Origin of the sequence: Allobosea sp. (assembly GCF_035944895.1) — a bacterium.
Lineage (GTDB): Bacteria > Pseudomonadota > Alphaproteobacteria > Rhizobiales > Beijerinckiaceae > Allobosea.
Genome location: NZ_DASZAT010000005.1, coordinates 977,852 through 997,669 on the forward strand (window position 1 = coordinate 977,852; position 19,818 = coordinate 997,669).

Below are 19,818 nucleotides of genomic sequence, written 5' to 3' on the forward strand. Positions count from 1 at the left end.
AGGAAACCATGGCCGAGACCCGCTACACCAAGGACCACGAATACATCCGCATCGAGGGCGACACCGGCACGGTCGGCATCACCGACTACGCCCAGGGCCAGCTCGGCGACGTCGTCTTCGTCGAGCTGCCGACCATCGGCAAGGCGCTCGCCAAGGGCGGCGAAGCCGCCGTCGTCGAGAGCGTCAAGGCAGCCTCGGAAGTCTACGCGCCGGTTTCCGGCGAGGTCGTCGCCGTCAACAGCGAGCTCGAGGCTGCCCCTGGCACGGTCAACGAGGATCCGGCCGGCAAGGGCTGGTTCGTCAAGATCAAGCTGGCGAACGCCGGCGAACTCGACGGCCTGCTGAGCGAGGCCGAGTACCAGGACTACGTCAAGTCGCTCTGACGCCATCACTCTGGTCCGGAGACCCAAATCTCCGGACCGAGGGCATTGGTCGAAGAGATGCTCGGGTCAGGCCCGGGCATGACGCCATTCAAGGAACCTCCATGCGCTATCTCCCCCTGACCGAGACCGATCGCGAGGACATGCTCGCGCGCATCGGCGTCGCCGATGTCGATGCACTCTTCTCCGACGTACCGAACGGCAAGCTGCTGAAGCAGCCGCTCGATCTGCCGCGCGCCAAGGGCGAGCTCGAGGTCGAGCGTATCCTCGGCAGGATGTCGGCGAAGAACACGGCGGCCGGCTCGGTGCCGTTCTTCGTCGGGGCAGGGGCCTACAAGCACCATGTTCCCGCGACGGTCGATCATCTGATCCAGCGCTCGGAATTCCTGACCAGCTACACACCCTACCAGCCCGAGATCGCCCAGGGCACGCTGCAATACCTGTTCGAGTTCCAGACGCAGGTCGCGGCCCTGACCGGCATGGAGGTCGCCAACGCCTCGATGTATGACGGCTCGACCGGTACGGCCGAGGCGGTGCTGATGGCTCACCGCGTCACCCGCCGGCGCAAGGCGGTTCTCTCCGGCGGCCTGCACCCGCATTACACCCAGGTCGTCGAGACCCTCTCCGAGATGGCCAATGACGAGGTCGTGGCGCTTAAAGCCGACGTCCGCGCCACCGAGGACATTCTCGCTGCGATCGACGACAGCGTCTCCTGCGTCGTCGTGCAGTCGCCCGACGTCTTCGGCAATCTGCGTGATCTGAAGCCGATCGCCGAGAAGGCACACGCCCATGGCGCGCTGCTGATCGCGGTCTTCACCGAAGTCGTCTCGCTCGGCGCGGTGACGCCGCCGGGTGCGCAGGACGCCGACATCGTCGTCGGCGAGGGCCAGTCGATCGGCAATGCGCTGAACTTCGGGGGCCCCTATGTCGGCCTCTTTGCCGCCAAGTCGAAATATATCCGCCAGATGCCGGGCCGGCTCTGCGGCGAGACGGTCGACGCCGATGGCCGCCGTGGCTTCGTGCTGACGCTCTCGACCCGCGAGCAGCACATCCGCCGCGACAAGGCGACCTCGAACATCTGCACCAATTCCGGCCTCTGCGTGCTGGCCTTTACCATCCATATGACGCTGCTCGGCCAGGCCGGCCTGACCCGGCTCGCCGAGGTCAACCACGCCAATGCGGTGAAGCTCGCCGACGCGCTCGCCGGCGTGAAGGGCGCGGAAGTCCTCAACGAGAGCTTCTTCAACGAGTTCACCCTGAAGCTGTCCAAGCCGGCTGCCGAGGTGGTCGAAGCGCTTGCCGCCAAGGGGATCCTCGCCGGCGTGCCGGCCTCGCGCCTGTTGCCGGGCGCCGGGCTCGACGATCTCCTGATCGTCGCCAATACCGAAGTGAACACGGATGACGATCGGGCGGCCTTCGTGGCGGCGCTCGCGGAGGTGCTGTGATGCTGAACCGTCAGGGACGTCCCAGCCAGGCTGGCGAAGGCGCGAGCGAGCGCCATGAGACCTTCACCGGCAACCGTGCTCTCCAGCAGATCGAGCCGCTGATCTTCGAGATCGGCCATCATGAGACGACCGGCGTCGACATCGACAAGCCGGCGCCGTTCAAGAGCCGCCTCGGCAAGCATGCCCGCCAGGGCGAGATCGGGTTGCCCGGCCTCTCCGAGCCGGAGGCGATGCGCCATTATGTGCGCCTCAGCCAGAAGAACTACGGCATCGACACCGGGCTCTTCCCGCTCGGCTCCTGCACGATGAAGCACAATGCCCGCCTCAACGAGAAGGTGGCGCGCCTGCCCGGCTTCTCCGATGTCCACCCGCTGCAGCCGGTCTCGTCCGTGCCGGGTGCGCTCGACGTCATGCTGGAACTCGCCCGCTATCTGATGACACTGACCGGCATGCCGGCGGTGGCGCTCTCGCCCAAGGCCGGCGCCCATGGCGAGGCCTGTGGCATGATGGCGATCAAGGCTGCGATCGCCGCCAAGGGCGAGGGCGCGACCCGCAATGTCGTGCTGGTCCCTGAATCGGCTCACGGCACCAACCCGGCGACGGCCGCCCTGATCGGCTTCTCGGTGAAGGCGGTCCCGGCCCGTCCGGATGGCACCGTCGCGGTCGAGGACGTCAAGGCGCTGCTGGGCCCCGAGGTCGCCGCGATCATGCTGACCAACCCGAACACCTGCGGCATCTTCGAGCCTCAGATCGTCGAGATCGCCGCGGCGATGCACGAGGCGGGCGCCTATTTCTACTGCGACGGCGCCAACTTCAACGCGATCGTCGGCAAGGCGCGTCCGGGCGATCTCGGCGTCGACGCCATGCACATCAACCTGCACAAGACCTTCTCGACCCCGCATGGCGGTGGCGGTCCGGGCGCTGGCCCGGTCGTGCTGTCGGAGCGGCTGGCGCCTTACGCGCCGGTGCCGTTCATCCATGTCGAGGGGGGCAAGACGCACCTCGTCGAGCACAAGGCCGATGCGCCGGCGGGCAATGATCCCTTCGGCCGCATGACCGCCTTCCATGGCCAGATGGGTATGTATGTCCGGGCGCTCGCCTACATGCTCAGCCACGGCGCCGACGGCATGAAGCAGGCTTCGGAAGACGCGGTGCTCAATGCCAACTACATCCGTGCCGGCCTCGCCGACCTGATGTCGCTGCCCTTCCCCGACCACCCCTCGATGCACGAGGCGCTGTTCGACGATGAATGGCTGAAGGGCACCGGCGTCACCACGCTCGACTTCGCTAAGGCGATGATCGACGAGGGCTACCACCCGATGACGGTCTACTTCCCGCTCGTCGTCCACGGCGCCATGCTGATCGAGCCGACCGAGTCCGAATCGAAGGCCTCGCTCGACCTGTTCATCGCGACGCTGCGCGACCTCGCCATCGCCGCCAAGGGCAACGACAAGAGCCGCTTCACCGCAGCTCCGCACCATGCCCCGATGCGCCGCCTCGACGAAACGAGGGCCGCGCGCCAGCCGGTGCTGAAATGGGAAAAGCCCGCGCCGGTGAAGGACGCGGCGGAGTAGCGCTTCTCGACGGGGCAGGGGCGGTAGCTCCTGCCCTTTCGTCACCTGAGCCGGCTGCCTTAAGGCTTCCTTGACCATATGCGAGGGATGCTTCCGACGGCGTGTATGTTCGCGCCTTGGAAGCTGGCCCATGTATCGCGTTCGCCTTCGCCATGTGCTCACCGCCGCGGTCTCCTTCGCGGCGATGCTCTCGGCCTCCCGCGCCGAGGAGCCGGGCTATGGCCCCAAGACCTATGACCGCACCCTCGAGGCGTTGATCACGCATGAGGACATCGCGGGCCGCGGCGGCTGGCCGAAGATTCCCAGTTCAGCGAGCGCGCTCAAGCCCGATTCGCAAGGGCCGGATGTCGCGCTGCTGAAGCAGCGCCTGATGCTGAGCGGCGACCTGCCGCCCGATGCTCTGCCGGGCGACGTCTATGACGTGGCCGTCGTCAGCGCGGTGAAGCGCTTCCAGCGCCGCCATGGCCTGTCCGATCTCGGCACGGTCGGTCGCCTCACGCTGAAGGCGCTGAACGTACCCGTCGAGACCCGCCTCAACCAACTGACCGCGACGCTGGAACGGCTCAAGGGCAACGGCTTCAGCTTCACCGGCCGTTATGTCGTGGTGAACATCCCCGGCGCCAGCGCCGAGGCGGTGGAAGGCGGCGTGGTGCAGCGTCGCCATCTTGCCATCGTCGGTCGGCCAGACCGCCCCTCGCCGGTGCTCCAGGCCAATATCAGCTCGGTCAACCTCAATCCGTACTGGACGGTGCCGATGTCGATCGTGAAGGCCGACATCATCCCGCATATGCGCAAGGATCCCGGCTTCATCGCCAAGTCCAACATGAAGCTGCTCGGCGCCGAGAACCGTGAGATCGATCCGGCCAGCGTCAACTGGGCGAGCCTGAGCAACCCCTATTTCTACGTCCGGCAGGAGCCGGGTCCGACCAACTCGCTCGGCCAGCTCAAGATCGACATGCCGAACAGCGAGGCGGTCTACATGCACGACACGCCGAAGAAGTCGCTGTTCCGCAACGACGTCCGCTTCAACTCCTCGGGCTGCGCCCGCATCGAGGGCGTGCGCGACCTCGCCGCCTGGCTGCTCGAAGGCACAGAATGGACAGAAGCCGCGATCGAGGCCGAGATCGCCAAGGGCGAGCGCAAGAACATCACGCTGAAAAAGGCAGTGCCGGTCGCTTGGGTCTACATGACCGGCTGGCAGGATGCCGAGGGTCTCGTGCAGTTCCGCGACGACATCTATGGGCTCGACACGCCGCAGGGCATCGTCACCTCGACGATCCAGCCGCGCCGGCCCAAGCCAAAGCCGGCTGCCGTGCCGACGGCGGCTCCGGCGACGGCGAAGCTGCCTCAGCCCGTCGTCCGGCCGGCTGCGCCGAAAGCTGCTGCGGCTCCCCTCGTCGCGCCGCGTCCGGCGCCTTCGACGGCCGTCGCCATCCAGTAGGGTCGTGCGCAGCCTTTTCCGTTCCGGGAGATCAAATGAAAAACGCCGCGGTCCGAAGACCGCGGCGTTTTCGTTTCTCGTGATGGCGCTGTCGGCTCAGTTGAGCTTGGCGCGAACATCCTTGAGACCGGCGGCGATCAGGTCTGCACCGGCCTTGCCGGCGACCTGGCCGCGCAGGATGACCTCGGCGGCGCGGGTCGCAGCCTCGGCGGCGGCGGCGCGGACTTCGGCGGTGGCCTGCGTCTCGGCCTGGGCGATCTTGTCCTCGGCCGACTTGGTCCGCCGGGTGACGAACTCCGCCAGCTTCTCCTCGGCGTCCTTGGCGAGGCGCTGGGCCTCGTCCTTGGCGTTGGCGACGATCGCCTCGGCCTCGGCCTCGGCGGCCTTGCGCTTGCCTTCGAACTCGGCGAGCAGCAGCTCGGCCTCATGACGCAGGCGGCGGGCCTCGGCGAGTTCGCGGGCGACGAGCTCGCCGCGGGCGTCGAGCGCGCCGGTGAGGCTCTTGAGAGCGCCCATCTTCACCGCCATGGCGAGGAAGATGACGGTCGAGACGAGGACCCAGAAGGTCGGATTGCTCAACATGGTGCTCAGCCTCCCAGCGCGGTCTTGACCGCCTTGGCGGCGTCGGCCGGAGCCGGTGCCGTTCCGGTCAGGTGGCTGACGATGGCGCCGGCCGCGTCGGCGGCGATCGCATCGACATGGCTCATCGCCTCGGTCTTGGTGGCGACGATCTTGGCCTCGGCCTCGGCGAGCTTGGCGGCGAGATCGGCCTCGACGCCCTTGCGCCGCGTGGCGCTGTCGGCGTTGACCTTCTCACGCGTCTCCTGCGCGATGGCCTGCGACTTGGCGCGGGCTTCGGCAAGGGACTTCTCATAGGCTTGGCCGGCCTCTTCGGCCTTGGCCTTCATCGCGGCCGCTTCGTCGAGATCGTTGCCGATCTTGTTGGCGCGGTCCTCGAGGATGCCGCCGAGACGCGGCACGATGACCTTAGCGGCGAGCCAGTAGAGGAAGCCGAAGGTAATCGCCAGCCAGAGCAGCTGCGAGGCGAAGGTTTCGCCCTGGAAAGGCGGGAAGCCGCCGCCATGGGCGGGAGCCGCGCCGCCATGGGCGGTCGTTCCGGTGGTCGTGGCTGGCGCTGCCATCACTGAACCTCATCCGGCCGCGCGAGCCCGGACGGTTCGCACGGCGATATGGGAAGGGAGGCGAGAGCCCGCCGCATGACGCCCTATGAGAGGCGCCGCCTGCGGCAGGCTCGGGTAGCGTTCGCGATCAGACCGCGAAGAGCAGCAGCAGCGCGATCAGCAGCGAGAAGATGCCGAGCGCTTCGGTCAGCGCGAAGCCGAGCAGCAGGGTGCCGCGCTGGCCATCGGCCGCCGACGGGTTGCGCAGGGCGCCCGAGAGGAACTGGCCGAAGAGGTTGCCGAGGCCGATGCCCGCGCCGGCCATGCCGAGGCAAGCGAGACCAGCGCCGATGTACTTGGCTGCGACGGGATCCATGGAAATGCTCCTTAGGGGGATAGTTGTGACAATCGAGGGGTGAACTTGCGGATCAGGGCCGATCAGTGGCCCGGATGCAGGGCGTCGTGCAGGTAGATGCAGGTCAGCACGGCGAAGACATAGGCCTGCAGTCCGGCGACCAGGAATTCCAGCGCGATCAGCGCGATGGTCAGCACGAGCGGCAGCGGCGAAAGGATGGCCCAGCCGCCGGCGAAGAGCAGCGTCGCCACGAAGCCGGCGAAGATCTTCAGCGCGATGTGGCCGGCCAGCATGTTGGCGAAGAGGCGGACCGACAGGCTGATCGGGCGCGAGACGAAGGAGATCACCTCGATCGGCACCAGGATGATCAGCATCAGCGGATGCACGCCTTTGGGCACGAACAGGCCGAAGAAATGCGAGCCGTGCTTGGCGATGCCATAGATGATGACGGTGAGGATCACGAGCGCGGCGAGCGCGGCGGTGACGATCAGGTGGCTGGTGACGGTGAACGAGCCCGGGATCATGCCGAGCATGTTGCAGACCAGCACGAACATGAAGAGCGAGAACACCAGCGGCATGAACTTCATGCCGTCATGGCCGGCCGAGTCTTTCACTGTGTTGGCGACAAACTCGTAGCCCATCTCCGCCAGCGATTGCAGCCGGCCTGGAACCAGCGAGCGGTTGCGCGTGCCGTAGACGAAAAGCAGCACGATGATGGCGACGGCGGCGACCATGAACAGGGCGGAATTGGTGAAAGCGATCTCGCTCCCGCCGATCTTGCCGAGCGGGACGATCGTCTTGATCTCGAATTGTTCGATCGGACCAGCCATCTGTCGCCCTTGTTCCTGCCATAAGACGGCCCCTTTCGGAGCCGCGCCTCAGTTCTGCGCGCCCGACTTATCGTCAGTGCGCGATTTCATCAAGCCCGCTGCGCGCACGACGTTCATCACGCCAGCGCCGAAGCCGAGCATCAACAGGACGATCATCCCGAAGGGCGCCGTCCCCAGCCACTTGTCGACGGCCCAGCCGAGCCCGCCGCCGACGATGATGCCGGCAACGAATTCCGTGGAAAGCCGCATCGCCTGCCCGATTCCGCTGGAATCGGCGGATGTGCTCTCGCGCCGGATTTCGGCTTCCGTCTGGTTGGTCGCACGCTTCAGGCCCGCATCGAGGGATTTGAGCCGGCTTTCCAGGCTCGTATCCTCATCCGCAGGCCGCCCCGGGCCCGAACTCTTTCCGTCCTGGCCCGTCATTGCCGCTCGACCGCCGTCATGACACGACCCCTCCGTGCTCGGTCCCCGCAAGAACCGGACAATACCGGAATTGTCGCTGATTTGCGCTGCCTGACCAGCCGATCCGGATCCGGATCGTCGTGGTGTGCGCTCATCGGATTGCCGATCGTTCCGGGCGATGAAAAAAGCCCCGCCACCCGGAAAAATCGGGCGCACCATATTGACGGGGTCATATGGTGTCAAGCCGAGTGAGAGGTCATTAATGCATTGAAAAATAAAATGATTTTAGACTGCCGTAGGGCGTTGGGGACGATTCTTGTGCGTCGCGGCAATAATGTCAGACCGCCTCGCGGATGCGCTCGGCCGTGGCGAGGTCGACCGAGACCATCTGGCTGACCCCGCGCTCGGCCATGGTGACGCCGAAGAGGCGGTCCATGCGCGCCATGGTGATCGGGTTGTGGGTGATCAGGATGAAGCGCGTCGAGGTGTTGCGCGCCATCTCCTCGAGCAGGTCGCAATAGCGCTCGACATTGGAGTCATCGAGCGGAGCGTCGACCTCGTCGAGCACGCAGATCGGCGAGGGGTTGGTCAGGAACACCGCGAAGATCAGCGCCGTCGCGGTCAACGCCTGTTCGCCGCCGGAGAGCAGCGTCATCACCTGCGGCTTTTTGCCCGGGGGGCGCGCGATGATCTCGAGCCCGGCTTCGAGCGGGTCTTCCGAATCGACCAGCGTGAGATCGGCCGTGCCGCCACCGAACAGCACCCCGAACAGGTGCTGGAAATGGCCGTTGACGATCTCGAATGCGGCAAGAAGCCGCTCCCTGCCTTCACGGTTGAGCGCACCGATCGCCTGGCGCAGGCGCCGGATCGCTTCGGTCAGGTCGTCGCGCTCGGTCGCAAGGCCGCTGCGCTTGCCCTGGACCTCGGTCAGTTCGTCGTCGGCGCGCAGGTTGACCGCGCCCAGCCGCTCGCGCTCGGCCTTGAGCCCGCCGAGGCGGCGCTCGACATCCTCTGCATCCGGCGGGGTGTCACCGACCTTCAGCCCGGCGAGTTGATGCAGGCTTGCGACTTCGGTCTCCAGCCCGTCGACGATCTGGCGCACGACATCGGCGAGGCGTTGCCGCGCCGCTTCCAGCCGGGCCTCGGCGCTCGCCCGAGCCTCGCGAGTCGCCGACAGCGCTTCCAGCGCCGCGCGGGCCTGCCGATCGGCCTCTGCCTGCGCGACTTCGCCGGCGGCGAGCTTGTCGGCTGCTTCGCGGCGAGCGCCTTCGGCCGTCTCGATCTCGGCCAGCAGCCGACGACGCTCGACCAGGAAGGTGTCCGGCGCCTCCAGCAGCGCCTTGTGCTCGGCCGCCGTCGTCTCGATTCGCTTGCGCGTATCGGTCGCGCTCTGCTCGCTGGTGGCAGCCCGCTCGCGCCAGGCGCGCAGATCCCCTGCGATCGCCTCGCGCCGGCGGCTGCGCAGTTCGGCCTCGCGTCCTTGCGTCTGCACCCGCGCCCGCGCCTCTGATGCCGAGGCGCGCCGCTCGCCCAGTTCGGCCCGCGCGGCGAGCAGGGCGCTTTCCAGTTCGGGCGCCGGGGCGAGGCCCCCCAGATCCTGATTCGTGGCCTCGGCTTGCGCCTGCGCATCGGCGATGTTCTGACCGAGCCGGCCGATCGCCTCGGTCAGGGCCGAGCGGCGCGCCGCCGTCTCGCCGGCCTTGCGCTCGGCCTGAGCCAATCGTTCGCGTGCCTGATCGAGATTGCGGCGCGTCTCGCGGACTGCCTCCAGCGCCTTCGCCTCGGTCTGAGTCGCAGATTTCGTTCGCTCGCTCGCCTGGTCGAGCCCGTCGCGCGCGGCTTCGGAGGCTTCGCGCGCTGCCTGCGCCTCGCGTTCGAGATCGCCGAGCCGGTTCTTCTCGGCGAGCCGGCGGGCGGCAGGCGAGGGCGCTTCGGCTGCGCTGGTGAAGCCGTCCCAGCGCCAGATATCGCCTTCGCGCGAGACCAGCCGTTGGCCCGGCAGCAGCTTCGGCCGCAATCCGGCGCCTTCGGCTCGGGCGACGACACCGATCTGGCGCAGGCGCCGGGCGAGCGCCTCCGGCCCGCGCACATGCCTGGCGAGCGGCTCGGCGCCATCGGGAAGGGCAGGGTCGCTCTCGCCACTACCACTCTCTGACCAGTGCGCCGGCGCGGCCGGATCGGCCGAGGCATCGAGATCGTCGCCCAGCGCCGCTCCGAGCGCCGTTTCATAGCCCTTGGCCGCCGCAATCGAATCGAGGATCGCCGGCCAGCGCCCGCCGGTCGCCGGAGCAAGCAGCTTCTGCAAGGTGCGGACTTCTGTTTCGAGACGCTGCGCCTTGCGGTCGGCTTCCGCGACCGGCCCACGCAGCCGTGCCTCGTCCTCGCGGCTTGCGGCGAGCGCGCTGCGCGCCGCGCCGGCGGCAGCGTCCGCATTTCGCATCGCCGCTTCCGCAGTCGCGACCGTCGCGCGCAATCCGTCGAGCGAGGCGGCGGTCCCGTCGGCATCGAGCGCCGCCTGGTCGCGTTGCAGGCGCTCGCGCTCGCTGGCGTGGCGAGCTTCACGCTCTTTCGCCTCGTGCAGGGCCCGTTCGAGCGCACCGCGTCGAGCGGTCAATTCGGACAGCCTTGCCTGCACGGCGGCATGTTCGGCTTCCGCCGCTGCCAGCGCCTTCTCTGCGTCGGCGAGTTCGCTCGCCGCGGCCTTGCTGCCGTCGGCCGCCGCCTCGGCCTCCAGCCGCAGGCTCTCATCCTCGGCGCTCAGGCGCGACAGGCTGTCGCTCGCATCTTTGCCGAGGCTGTTCTGCCGGGCGAGATCGCCTTGCAGTTCGGCGAGCCGCTTCGCCAATTCTTCTGTGCGCTGTTTGGCGCGCCGGTTCTCGGCCTCGATCTCGTCGAGGCCGCGCTTCAAGCGCACGAGTGCGGCCGCCGCGGCGGCCTCGCTTTCGCGTAGTGCCGGCAGCGCATGCGCCGCGATCGCCTGCAGTCGCGCCGCTTCCGCTTGCATGCCGGTCTTGTCGGCGACTTCGCGCACGGCCGCTTCGAGGGCGCGTTCGGCTGCCGCTTCCTGCATGCGCGCCTCGTGATGGGCGATCAGCGCCAGCACGGCCTCGGCCTTGCGGATGTCGCTGGCGAGGTTGCGATAGCGCGTCGCCTGGCGCGCCTGGCGCTGCAAGGCCTCGACCTGCCCGTCGATCTCGGCGAGCACGTCTTCGAGCCGATTGAGATTGTCCTCCGCGCCCTTGAGACGCAGCTCCGCCTCGTGCCGGCGGCTATGAAGCCCGGCGATGCCGGCGGCGTCCTCCAGGATGCGCCGGCGCGATTGCGGCTTGGCCGAGATGATCTCGCTGATCTGGCCCTGGCGCACCAGAGCCGGCGAGCGCGCGCCGGTGGCCGCGTCGGCGAAAAGGAGCTGCACGTCGCGGGCGCGCACCTCCTTGCCGTTGATCCGGTAGGTCGAGCCTTCCTCGCGCTCGATCCGGCGCGTGACCTCGAGCACCTCGGCCTCGTTGAAGGCAGCGGGGGCCTTTCGGTCGCTGTTGTCGAGGGTGAGGGCGACCTCGGCCATGTTGCGGGCCGGGCGCTCGGACGAGCCGCCGAAGATGACGTCGTCCATCCCCGAGCCGCGCATGTTCTTGAACGAGCTTTCGCCCATCACCCAGCGCAGGGCTTCGACGAGATTGGACTTGCCGCAACCATTGGGGCCGACGACGCCGGTCAGCCCCGGCTCGATCTGGAACTCGGTCGGCTCGACGAAGGTCTTGAAGCCGGCGAGCTTGAGGCGCGTCAGATGCATCGACGCGCCATCAGGCTATCGCGCCGCTCAGCTGCCGAGCAGCGGCTCGAGGATCTTGTCGAATTCGGCGAGGCTGAGTGCACCGGAGCGCTTCTGCCCGTTGATGAAGAAGGTCGGGGTGGAGTCCACGCCAGCCTTGGACCCACCTTCCTTAACCTGCGTGACAGCGTCGTAAATGTCCTGACGTTTCAGGCAGGCCTCGAAAGATTCCTGTGTGAAACCGGCCTGCTTGACCAGGTTCGAGAGCGCATCGACCGGTTTCTCGGTGAAAGCCCAGTTGCGCTGCTGCGCGAACAGCAGGTCGGTCAGCGGATAGTATTTGTCGGTGCCGTTGCAGCGCGCCAGCATGAAGCCCGCCGTGGCCAGCGGATCGAGCGGGAATTCGCGCAGCACGAAGCGCACCTTGCCGGTGTCGATGTACTTCGCCTTCAGGGCCGGCCAGGTGTCCTTGTGGAAGTTGGCGCAGTGGCTGCAGGTCAGCGAGGCGTACTCGATGATCGAGACCTTGGCGTCGGCGTTGCCGAGCCAGACGTCGCCGAGCGGGTTGGCGACGCCCGGAAGCGTCTGGGCCGAGGCGCCCTGGCTGGCGAGAAGCGGCGAGAGGGCCAAGGCGGCGGAGCCGATCAACACCTGGCGGCGGCTGGTCATGCGAAAAATCCTATGGCGAGTTGGTCGCTGCGGACCATAGTCACCAGCAGGATTGTGGCAAGATCGGTTCGTTGTGTCCCGCTCACGAAGCCGTGTCGTCGCCCGCGACCTGGCGCCGCTGCGCGATGCCGCGTCCTAGCCGCGCCAAAGCTTCACGCAACTCGGTATTCTCGACGCCTGCGACCTGCGCCTCGATCCGCGCCAGCGCGGCTGGATCCGGCGGCGGGGCCGGCTTGGGTGCGGCGGGCAATGCGACCGGCCCCTGCTTCAGCACCAGCTTGCCGACGGCGCGCCAGCCGAGATGGCTGTTGACGCGTTCCAGCACCAGCGGGCCAAGCTGCTGCATCTCCAGGGCGAAGGCGCCCTCGACCCGCACCACCAGCGTCGCCGGGTCCGAGAGTTCTCCGGGCGCGCCGCGGCGCCGCGGCCAGTCGATCTTGAGCGGCCGCGTGCGCTGCGCAAGGCGCTCGCCGACGATCTCCGGCCAGAAGGCGACGACCGAGCGCCCCGCAAAGCCCTGCGCGGCGAGCGCGGGCGCGAGGCAGTCGTCGATCAGCTCGGCGAGAGGTTTGGCGGCCATGCGGGCATCCTATAGCGGCAGCTCCTCCCGACAAACAGCCGTTTGCGCCGGCGAACGGGGTGCTTGCTTAGCTTGGCTGCCGCGTTACATCGGAGGTCATGGACGCCTCTGCTTCCCAGCCCCGCGCCACCGATCTCCTCGCCTGGTATGACCGCCATCGCCGGGTCCTGCCCTGGCGGGCGCTGCCGGGCGAGCGGGCCGATCCCTATCGCGTCTGGGTCTCCGAGATCATGCTGCAGCAGACCACGATCGCGGCGGTGAAACCCTATTTCGAGCGCTTCATGGCGCGTTTCCCGAGCGTGGAGGCGCTTGCCGCCGCGCCGTCGGAGAGCGTGATGCAGGCCTGGGCCGGGCTTGGCTATTATTCGCGCGCCCGCAATCTCCACGCCTGTGCCAAGGCTGTTGCGGATCAGCATGGCGGCCGCTTTCCCGACACCGAGGAGGGGTTGCGGGCGCTGCCGGGCATCGGCGCCTATACGTCGGGCGCCGTCGCCGCGATCGCCTTCGACCGGCCGGCCGTCGCGGTCGACGGCAATGTCGAGCGGGTGATCACCCGGCTCTTTGCCATCGAGGACGAGATGCCCGGCGCCAAGCCGCTGATCCGCGAGCGGGTGCTGGCGTTGCTGTCGCATGGCCGGCCCGGCGATTTCGCGCAGGCGCTGATGGATCTCGGCGCGACGATCTGCACGCCACGCTCGCCGGCTTGCGGCCTCTGCCCCTGGCGCGAGCCTTGCCAGGCCCGCATCGACGGCACGCAGGAGAGCTTTCCGCGCAAGGCTGCCAAGAAGGCCGGCAAGACCCGCTATGGCGTGGCCTTCGTCGCGATGCGCGAGGATGGCGCCGTGCTGGTCCGCACCCGGCCGGCCAAGGGCTTGCTCGGGGGCATGGTCGAGGTGCCCGGCAGCGATTGGCGGGCGGACTATGAACTGGGCGATGCCCTGCGCGATCAGCCTGTGTCGGCGCGCTGGCGCCGGCTGATGCTGCCGGTCCGCCATGTCTTCACGCATTTTCCGCTGGAGCTGACGGTCTTCGCCGGGCGCGTGCCGCTGGAGACGCAGGCGCCGGAGGGCATGCGCTTCACGCCGTTCAACCGGCTGAAGGAAGAGGCTTTTCCGAACGTCTTCCTGAAGGCGCTCGAAGCCGGGCTTGAGGAGCTGCAGCGGCTTTAGGCCGCCGCCAGCTGCGCCCTGATCTCGCCGCGCAGGACATCGAGCAGCATGGCTTTGCCCTCGCGCTCGACATGCCAGAAGGTCCAGCCATTGCAGGCCGGCAGCCCCTGCGCCAATGCGCCGACCTTGTGGATCGAGCCGACAGCGGGGCCGAGCACCAGCGTGCCGTCGGCACGGATGGTGGCGCTGTGGCGGCGCTTCTCGTCGAAGACGCGCTCGCCGGCCTTGACCAGTCCGGCCTCGACCAGGCTGAGGAAGGGCACGCGTGGCTCGCTGCGCTTCGAGGGCGCGGTCGAGAAGGCTTCCGGCGGCAGCGGCTGCACCGCGGCGATGCGCTCGCGCGCCGCCTTGGCGTAGGTCTCTTCGCGCTCGACGCCGATGAAATGGCGGCCGAGCGCCTTTGCGACTGCGCCGGTCGTGCCGGTGCCGAAGAAGGGGTCGAGCACGACGTCGCCGGGATTGCTGGCCGAGAGCAGCACACGGGCGAGCAGTGACTCGGGCTTCTGGGTCGGGTGGACCTTGGCGCCCTTCTCGTCCTTCAGGCGTTCGTCGCCGGTGCACAGCGGCAGGTACCAGTCCGAGCGCATCTGCAGGTCGTCATTGCCGCCCTTCAACGCCTCGTAATGGAAAGTGTATTTCGACTGCTCGCCGCGCGCCGCCCAGATCAGCGTCTCATGCGCATTGGTGAAGCGCCGGCCGCGGAAGTTCGGCATCGGGTTGGCCTTGCGCCAGACGATGTCGTTCAGCATCCAGAAGCCGAGATCCTGCAGGATCGAACCGACGCGGAAGATGTTGTGATAGGAGCCGATCACCCAGAGCGCGCCGTCCGGCTTCAGCGCCCGGCGGCAGGCGGTGAGCCAGGCGCGGGTGAAGGCATCGTAATCGGCGAAGGAGGCGAACTTGTCCCAGTCGTCGTCGACGGCGTCGACGAGGCTGTCGTCGGGCCGGCGCAGGTCGCCGCCGAGCTGGAGATTATAGGGCGGGTCAGCGAAGACCATGTCGACGCTGCCCGGCGGCAGCGCCTCGATCGCGGCGACGCAATCGCCGACGATCACCTGGTCGAGCGGAAGCTCGCGAGGTGGGAGGATCTGAGTGGGAAGAAGGCTCTTGGCCTTCATCCGGGCCCCCAGCGCGGGCCGTCCGGTACGCGAAACCTGAATCCGGACGGGAGCGCTGGCGGTCCCGGTACGCGAGGTACTCATGACGCCAAGACCGTTACGCAACTTCGACGCTCGCGATCCTGGCCGGTCAGGGTAAAGGTCGGGTTTCCAGCTTGAAAAAAATGCGTCCCATTCTGGGGCTGCAGATTTTGCCTAGCCTATTGAATATGTTTGGAAATTCGTAACGGAAGTTAAGGAAGGGTAAGCGGCTGGAACCTGCCGTTGGGGCAGCTTTGGCCGTCATTCCAGGTCGCCGCGCAGCGGTGGGCCGGAACCCAGAACCGATGCGCTTGATTACGTGGGCACGACAATCGAGAGGCCATCTGGAAACGGCATCGGTTCTGGATTCCGGGCTCGGCCCTCTGGGCCGCCCCGGAATGACAGCCGAGAGCTCGTCAGCTCATCCGCGCCCAGACGCCCTTGATCGGAGCGAAGGAATAGCGATGCGCGGGGCAGGGGCCGTGCTCCTTGATCGCCGCGCGATGCGCCGCAGTTCCGTAGCCGGCATGGCCGGCGAAGCCATAGGCCGGATAGGTCAGCGAAAGCCGCGCCATCATCCGGTCCCGCATCACCTTGGCGATGATCGAGGCCGCTGCGATCGAGGCGATCAGCCCGTCGCCGCCGATGATCGCCTCGCAGCCGCAGGCCAGCGCCGGCGGATCATTGCCATCGACCAGGACGAGATCGGGCGAGAGCCGTAGTGCGCCGACCGCGCGCCGCATGGACAGCAGCGTCGCCTGCCGGATGTTGATCCTGTCGATCTCGGGCGCCGAGGCGCTGCCGACACCGACGGCCAGCGCGCTGGCGAGGATCAGGACGCAGAGCTCCTCGCGACGCCGGGCGCTGAGCTCCTTCGAATCGGCTAGTCCGTCCGGAATCGCCAGGGGATCGAGGATGACGGCGGCCGCGACGACCGGTCCGGCGAGCGGGCCGCGCCCGACCTCGTCCACGCCGGCGACGCGGGCGCGCCCGGCAATCATCGCGGCCTGCTCGCGGCTGAAATCGGCGGTCATGGCCCCGCTATGCCAGATCGTGATGCGAAGGTCTGCGGGAATTGAATCTTGTCCACTTGCCAGCTCCCACCTCGACTTGTCGTCCCGAGGCGGCTCCGCTGATGCAGCTTGACCGAGACGACCTGAATGGAGGTCGCATGCCTCTCAGAACAAGCTCAATTGCGCCTTCTCCTTCTCCGGCTTGACGAAGAGGTCGGTTCGCAGCCTGAGCCGGGCGCTGTTGAAGCCGAGCCGCTCGGCCGCCATCTCGAAGCGCCGGCCGATCATCCAGGCATAGGGGCCGGAGCCGACCTGGCGCTGGCCCCAGGCGGCGTCATAGTCCTTGCCGCCGCGGGTCGAGCGGATCAGCGAGACGACATGGCGCATCTTGTCGGGATGATGCGTCACCAGCCAGTCCTGCACGATGTCCTTCACCTCGAGCGGCAGGCGCAGCAGCACATAGCCGGCCTCGCGCGCGCCCGCCGCTTTCGCTGCATCCAGGATGCGCTCGATCTCGTGCTCGTTGATCGCCGGCACGATCGGCGCGACCAGCACCGTCACCGGAATGCCGGCTTCCGAGAGCTTGCGGATCGTCTCGATGCGCTTGGCGGGAGCGGCGGCGCGCGGCTCCATGTTGCGGGCAAGCTTGGGATCGAGCGTCGTCACCGAGAGCGCGACCTTGACCAGACCCCTCGCCGCCATCGGCGCGAGGATGTCGATGTCGCGCTGCACCAGCGCCGATTTGGTGACGATGCCGACCGGGTGGTTGAACTTCGCCAGCACTTCGAGGATCCCGCGCATGATCCGGAGTTTCTTTTCGATCGGCTGGTAGGCGTCGGTATTGGTGCCGATCGCGATCGTGCGCGGCTGGTAGCTCGGCGAGGACAGTTCCTTCTCCAGGAGCAGCGCAGCGTCGGGCTTGGCGGTCAGCTTGCTCTCGAAGTCGAGCCCGGGCGACAGACCGAGATAGGCATGGCTCGGCCGCGCGAAGCAGTAGACGCAGCCATGCTCGCAGCCGCGATAAGGGTTGATCGAACGGTCGAACGAAATATCCGGGGAGTCGTTGCGTGTAATGATCGTGCGCGGCTTCTCGACCGAGATCTCGGTCTTGAACGCCGGCAATTCGCCGAGCGAGCCCCAGCCGTCATCCTCGCTGATGCGTTGCTCGGCCTCGTAGCGGCCGCCGGGATTGATCGTCGCGCCGCGTCCGCGCCGCCGTTCCGGGTCGATCTGGCTGCCGACATAGGCAAGGGGATCAGCAGGTGCCGAGACCGTGCCTGGCTCGCTGTCGCGGCGCTTGAGCGGTTGCGTTCTGGCTGAGGGTCTGGCCTGCAGCATGGCTTCGTCTCCTCGGCGGAATCGGGCGATCCGAGACCAAGGAATGTGAACATATCGAGAACAAAAGGCAAGTGACAGGATTGCGACATGTTGCACTGCGTCATAAACTGATCGCTCATGATCACTGCTGTCATCTGGGCCAATCGTGACGCCGAGGCGCTCGCCGCGACCTTGTCCGTGCTGATTCCAGCGGTCGCCAAGGGCGTGATCGGCCATGCCGTGGTGGTCGACGATGGCGACGATGGCGACGATGCCGCGATCGCGCGGCTCGCCGACGAGACGGGGGCGAGCTACGTCAAGGCCAAGGCCGGCGAGGCCTGGTCGTCGGGAGTCGCGCAGGCGCGCGGCGACTGGGTGATCCTGCTCGAGGCCGGCGACCTGCCGGAGCCGCAATGGACGCCCAGCATCGAGCGGCATCTGCTGACCGCAGCAGCCCGGCCGGCGCTGATGCCGCTGCGTGGCATGGCTGCGGCGCTGCGCGAATGGGGCGCGGTCTCGCTGCGCTCGCGCGGCGTCAGGGCGGGGCTACTCGCGCCGAAGAAGCAAATCCTCTCCGGCCGGCTGGCGCGCGCGCCGCGCCGGCTGACGGTCCGCCGCGAGCGCGCCGAGCTCTGAGATTCAGAGCTGATTGGTGCGGAAGGTGTCGCAGCTCTGCATGGAGCCCGATTTGAAGCCGGTGTTGAACCAGCGGGTACGTTGCGCCGACGATCCGTGTGTGAAGGAGTCCGGCACGACCACGCCGCGGCCCTGCTGCTGCAGCTTGTCGTCGCCGATCGCCGAAGCTGTCCGCATCGCCTCGTCGATGTCGCCCGACTCGATCCGGTCCATCGCCTGGAGATTGTAGGCCCAGACGCCGGCGAAGCAGTCGGCCTGCAATTCGACGCGCACCGACAGCGCATTCGATTCGCGCTCGGAGATTCGTTGGCGCAGCTCGTTCACCTTGGGCAGGATGCCGAGCAGGTTCTGGATGTGATGGCCGATCTCGTGGCCGACGACATAGGCATAGGCGAAGTCGCCGCCGCCGCCGAGCTTGCGCTGCATCTCCTGGAAGAAGGAGAGGTCGAGATAGACCCGCTGGTCGTTGGGGCAATAGAACGGCCCCATCGCCGACTGGGCCGTGCCGCAGCCCGAGCGGTCGACGCCGCTGAACAGCACCAGCTTGGGCGGTACGTATTTCCGGTTGGCCTGCTGCGGCAGCACCTTCGTCCAGATGTCCTCGTTCTGCGCCAGCACGGCCGCGATGAACTTGCCCATCTCGTCCTGAGGCGGGCCGGCCGATTTGCGCTGCTCCTGCGTCGGGGCGCTGCGGCCGCCGATGCCGCCGATCATCTCGGCGCCGCCGATCAGAAGGCGCGGATCGATGCCGAGCGCCCAGCCGAGCAGGCCGAGCACGACCATGGTGCCGATGCCGATGCCGCCACGCCCGCCGGGAAGGCCGGCATATTCGCCACCACCGCCGCCGCGCCGATCCTCGACGTTTTCGGACTGGCGGTAATCTTCCCAACGCATGTGCGAACCCTTGTTGCAGCGCCGCCAATGTCCGCGAGGCGGCGCTGGAACTCAAGCCCCGTCGCGCATGGCCTCAATGATAGCCGCTATCGGCTTTCACCTTGCCGCGGAAGGTCCAGTACACGAAGGCTGTGTAGAACAGGATCATCGGCAGGAGGAAGCTGACCCCGATCAGCACGAAGATGTGCGAGCTCGGTGCTGCTGCCGTATCCCAGATCGTCAGGCCGGGCGGCACGAGATAGGGATAGTTCGAGATCGCGAGGCCGAGGAAGCAGAGCACGAAGATCGCGATGGTGAAGGCGAAGGGCGTGAACTCATGCGCGCCGTTGAGCCGCTTCCAGGCCTTATAGCCGCAGAAGGCGGTCAGCAGCGGGAATGGCCAGAGCAGCATCAGGTTGGACGGGGTGAACCAGCGCTCGGCGATGCGCGGATGCGCATAGGGCGTCCACAGCGAGACCAGCACGGCGAAGGCGAGCAGGCCGATAAGCAGGGTCTTCGCCTGCCGGCGGGCGCGCTCGGCCACTGGCCCTTCGGTCTTGTAGACCAGCCAGGTCGCCCCCAGCGTGGCGTAGCCGATGACGACGCCGACGCCGCACATCAGCGTGAACGGGGTCAGCCAGTCGAAGGGACCGCCGGCGAACTGCTTGTCGACGACCTTGATGCCCTGCAGCAGCCCACCGAGGATGACGCCCTGCGAGAAGGCTGCGCAGGTCGAGCCGAGCCAGAAGGCCAGGTCCCAGATGCGGTGCTTCGGCTTCGCCACCCAGCGGAACTCGAAGGCGACGCCGCGGAAGATCAGCGACAGCAGCATCAGCGTCACCGGCAGGTACAGGGCCGGCATGATCACCGCATAGGCGACCGGGAAGGCAACCAGCAGGCCGGCGCCGCCGAGCACCAGCCAGGTCTCGTTGCCGTCCCAGAACGGCGCGACCGAGTTCATCATCTGGTCGCGCTCGCTTTCGTCTCCCGTCGTCGGGAACAGGATGGCGATGCCGAGGTCGAACCCGTCGAGCACGACATAGAAGATCACGGCGGTGCCGATCAGCCCGGCCCAGATCACGGGGAGATACCATTCCATCCT

The 19,818-nt window shown here is 67.5% G+C and carries 19 protein-coding genes; 6 read left to right on the top strand and 13 right to left on the bottom strand.

Annotation, left to right across the window (positions count from 1 at the left end; genetic code table 11):
- The first annotated feature begins 8 nt into the window (after positions 1–8).
- The 4 genes from gcvH to VGV58_RS06925 all read left to right on the top strand — a co-directional run bounded on the left by gcvH (position 9) and on the right by VGV58_RS06925 (position 4,840).
- Complete coding sequence (gcvH, locus tag VGV58_RS06910; RefSeq protein ID WP_326873230.1) at positions 9–383, top strand: glycine cleavage system protein GcvH; 375 nt, start codon at positions 9–11, stop codon at positions 381–383.
- A 101-nt stretch (positions 384–484) separates the two neighbouring features.
- Positions 485–1,825 (top strand): aminomethyl-transferring glycine dehydrogenase subunit GcvPA, encoded by a 1,341-nt coding sequence (gcvPA, locus tag VGV58_RS06915; RefSeq protein WP_326873231.1) that lies wholly within the window; start codon positions 485–487, stop codon positions 1,823–1,825.
- Complete coding sequence (gcvPB, locus tag VGV58_RS06920) at positions 1,825–3,399, top strand: aminomethyl-transferring glycine dehydrogenase subunit GcvPB (RefSeq protein WP_326873232.1); 1,575 nt, start codon at positions 1,825–1,827, stop codon at positions 3,397–3,399. The genes gcvPA and gcvPB overlap by 1 nt, the downstream gene beginning before the upstream one ends.
- A 130-nt stretch (positions 3,400–3,529) precedes the next feature.
- Positions 3,530–4,840, top strand: coding sequence for a L,D-transpeptidase family protein (locus VGV58_RS06925; RefSeq protein ID WP_326873233.1), 1,311 nt, complete (start codon positions 3,530–3,532; stop codon positions 4,838–4,840).
- A 96-nt stretch (positions 4,841–4,936) separates the two neighbouring features.
- On the opposite strand, the gene VGV58_RS06930 is transcribed toward VGV58_RS06925, so the two are convergent.
- From VGV58_RS06930 to VGV58_RS06965, 8 genes are all read right to left on the bottom strand, one after another.
- Positions 4,937–5,419, bottom strand: a complete 483-nt coding sequence (locus VGV58_RS06930; protein WP_414643914.1) for a F0F1 ATP synthase subunit B family protein — start codon at positions 5,417–5,419, stop codon at positions 4,937–4,939.
- Positions 5,420–5,427: 8 nt separating this feature from the next.
- Positions 5,428–5,982 carry a F0F1 ATP synthase subunit B gene (locus tag VGV58_RS06935; RefSeq protein WP_326873235.1) on the bottom strand — a complete coding sequence of 185 codons (555 nt, stop codon included), beginning with the start codon at positions 5,980–5,982 and terminating at the stop codon, positions 5,428–5,430.
- 127 nt (positions 5,983–6,109) lie between these two features.
- Positions 6,110–6,337, bottom strand: coding sequence for a F0F1 ATP synthase subunit C (locus VGV58_RS06940; protein ID WP_091831801.1), 228 nt, complete (start codon positions 6,335–6,337; stop codon positions 6,110–6,112).
- Between the two features lie 62 nt (positions 6,338–6,399).
- Entirely contained in the window at positions 6,400–7,146 is a 747-nt protein-coding gene (locus VGV58_RS06945) for a F0F1 ATP synthase subunit A (RefSeq protein WP_326873239.1), read from the bottom strand.
- A gap of 48 nt (positions 7,147–7,194) precedes the next feature.
- Positions 7,195–7,569, bottom strand: coding sequence for an AtpZ/AtpI family protein (locus VGV58_RS06950; protein ID WP_326873240.1), 375 nt, complete (start codon positions 7,567–7,569; stop codon positions 7,195–7,197).
- Positions 7,570–7,885: 316 nt separating this feature from the next.
- Positions 7,886–11,341: a chromosome segregation SMC family protein gene (locus VGV58_RS06955; RefSeq protein WP_326873241.1), complete on the bottom strand. Its 3,456-nt coding sequence runs from the start codon at positions 11,339–11,341 to the stop codon at positions 7,886–7,888.
- A 27-nt stretch (positions 11,342–11,368) separates the two neighbouring features.
- The gene (locus tag VGV58_RS06960) at positions 11,369–11,989 is read right to left on the bottom strand and encodes a DsbA family protein (RefSeq protein ID WP_326873242.1); all 621 of its coding nucleotides are present in this window, start codon (positions 11,987–11,989) and stop codon (positions 11,369–11,371) included.
- 82 nt (positions 11,990–12,071) lie between these two features.
- Positions 12,072–12,569 (bottom strand): DUF721 domain-containing protein, encoded by a 498-nt coding sequence (locus tag VGV58_RS06965; protein WP_326873244.1) that lies wholly within the window; start codon positions 12,567–12,569, stop codon positions 12,072–12,074.
- Between the two features lie 98 nt (positions 12,570–12,667).
- On the opposite strand from VGV58_RS06965, the gene mutY reads away from it, so the two are divergent.
- Positions 12,668–13,738, top strand: a complete 1,071-nt coding sequence (mutY, locus tag VGV58_RS06970; protein WP_326873245.1) for an A/G-specific adenine glycosylase — start codon at positions 12,668–12,670, stop codon at positions 13,736–13,738.
- On the opposite strand, the gene VGV58_RS06975 is transcribed toward mutY, so the two are convergent.
- From VGV58_RS06975 to VGV58_RS06985, 3 genes are all read right to left on the bottom strand, one after another.
- The gene (locus VGV58_RS06975) at positions 13,735–14,940 is read right to left on the bottom strand and encodes a site-specific DNA-methyltransferase (RefSeq protein ID WP_326873246.1); all 1,206 of its coding nucleotides are present in this window, start codon (positions 14,938–14,940) and stop codon (positions 13,735–13,737) included. The genes mutY and VGV58_RS06975 overlap by 4 nt on opposite strands.
- Positions 14,941–15,293: 353 nt before the next feature.
- A complete protein-coding gene (locus VGV58_RS06980; RefSeq protein WP_326873247.1) occupies positions 15,294–15,911 on the bottom strand; it encodes a ribonuclease HII in 618 nt (205 codons plus the stop codon).
- Positions 15,912–16,055: 144 nt separating this feature from the next.
- Complete coding sequence (locus VGV58_RS06985; RefSeq protein WP_326873248.1) at positions 16,056–17,228, bottom strand: PA0069 family radical SAM protein; 1,173 nt, start codon at positions 17,226–17,228, stop codon at positions 16,056–16,058.
- A gap of 117 nt (positions 17,229–17,345) precedes the next feature.
- Here VGV58_RS06985 and VGV58_RS06990 point away from each other — a divergent pair, with 117 nt between their 5' ends.
- Complete coding sequence (locus VGV58_RS06990) at positions 17,346–17,843, top strand: hypothetical protein (protein WP_326873249.1); 498 nt, start codon at positions 17,346–17,348, stop codon at positions 17,841–17,843.
- 3 nt (positions 17,844–17,846) lie between these two features.
- Here VGV58_RS06990 and ypfJ read toward each other — a convergent pair whose 3' ends face one another.
- Positions 17,847–18,737: a KPN_02809 family neutral zinc metallopeptidase gene (ypfJ, locus tag VGV58_RS06995; RefSeq protein ID WP_326873250.1), complete on the bottom strand. Its 891-nt coding sequence runs from the start codon at positions 18,735–18,737 to the stop codon at positions 17,847–17,849.
- A 73-nt stretch (positions 18,738–18,810) separates the two neighbouring features.
- A complete protein-coding gene (cydB, locus tag VGV58_RS07000) occupies positions 18,811–19,815 on the bottom strand; it encodes a cytochrome d ubiquinol oxidase subunit II (protein ID WP_326873251.1) in 1,005 nt (334 codons plus the stop codon).
- Between the last annotated feature and the right edge of the window lie 3 nt (positions 19,816–19,818).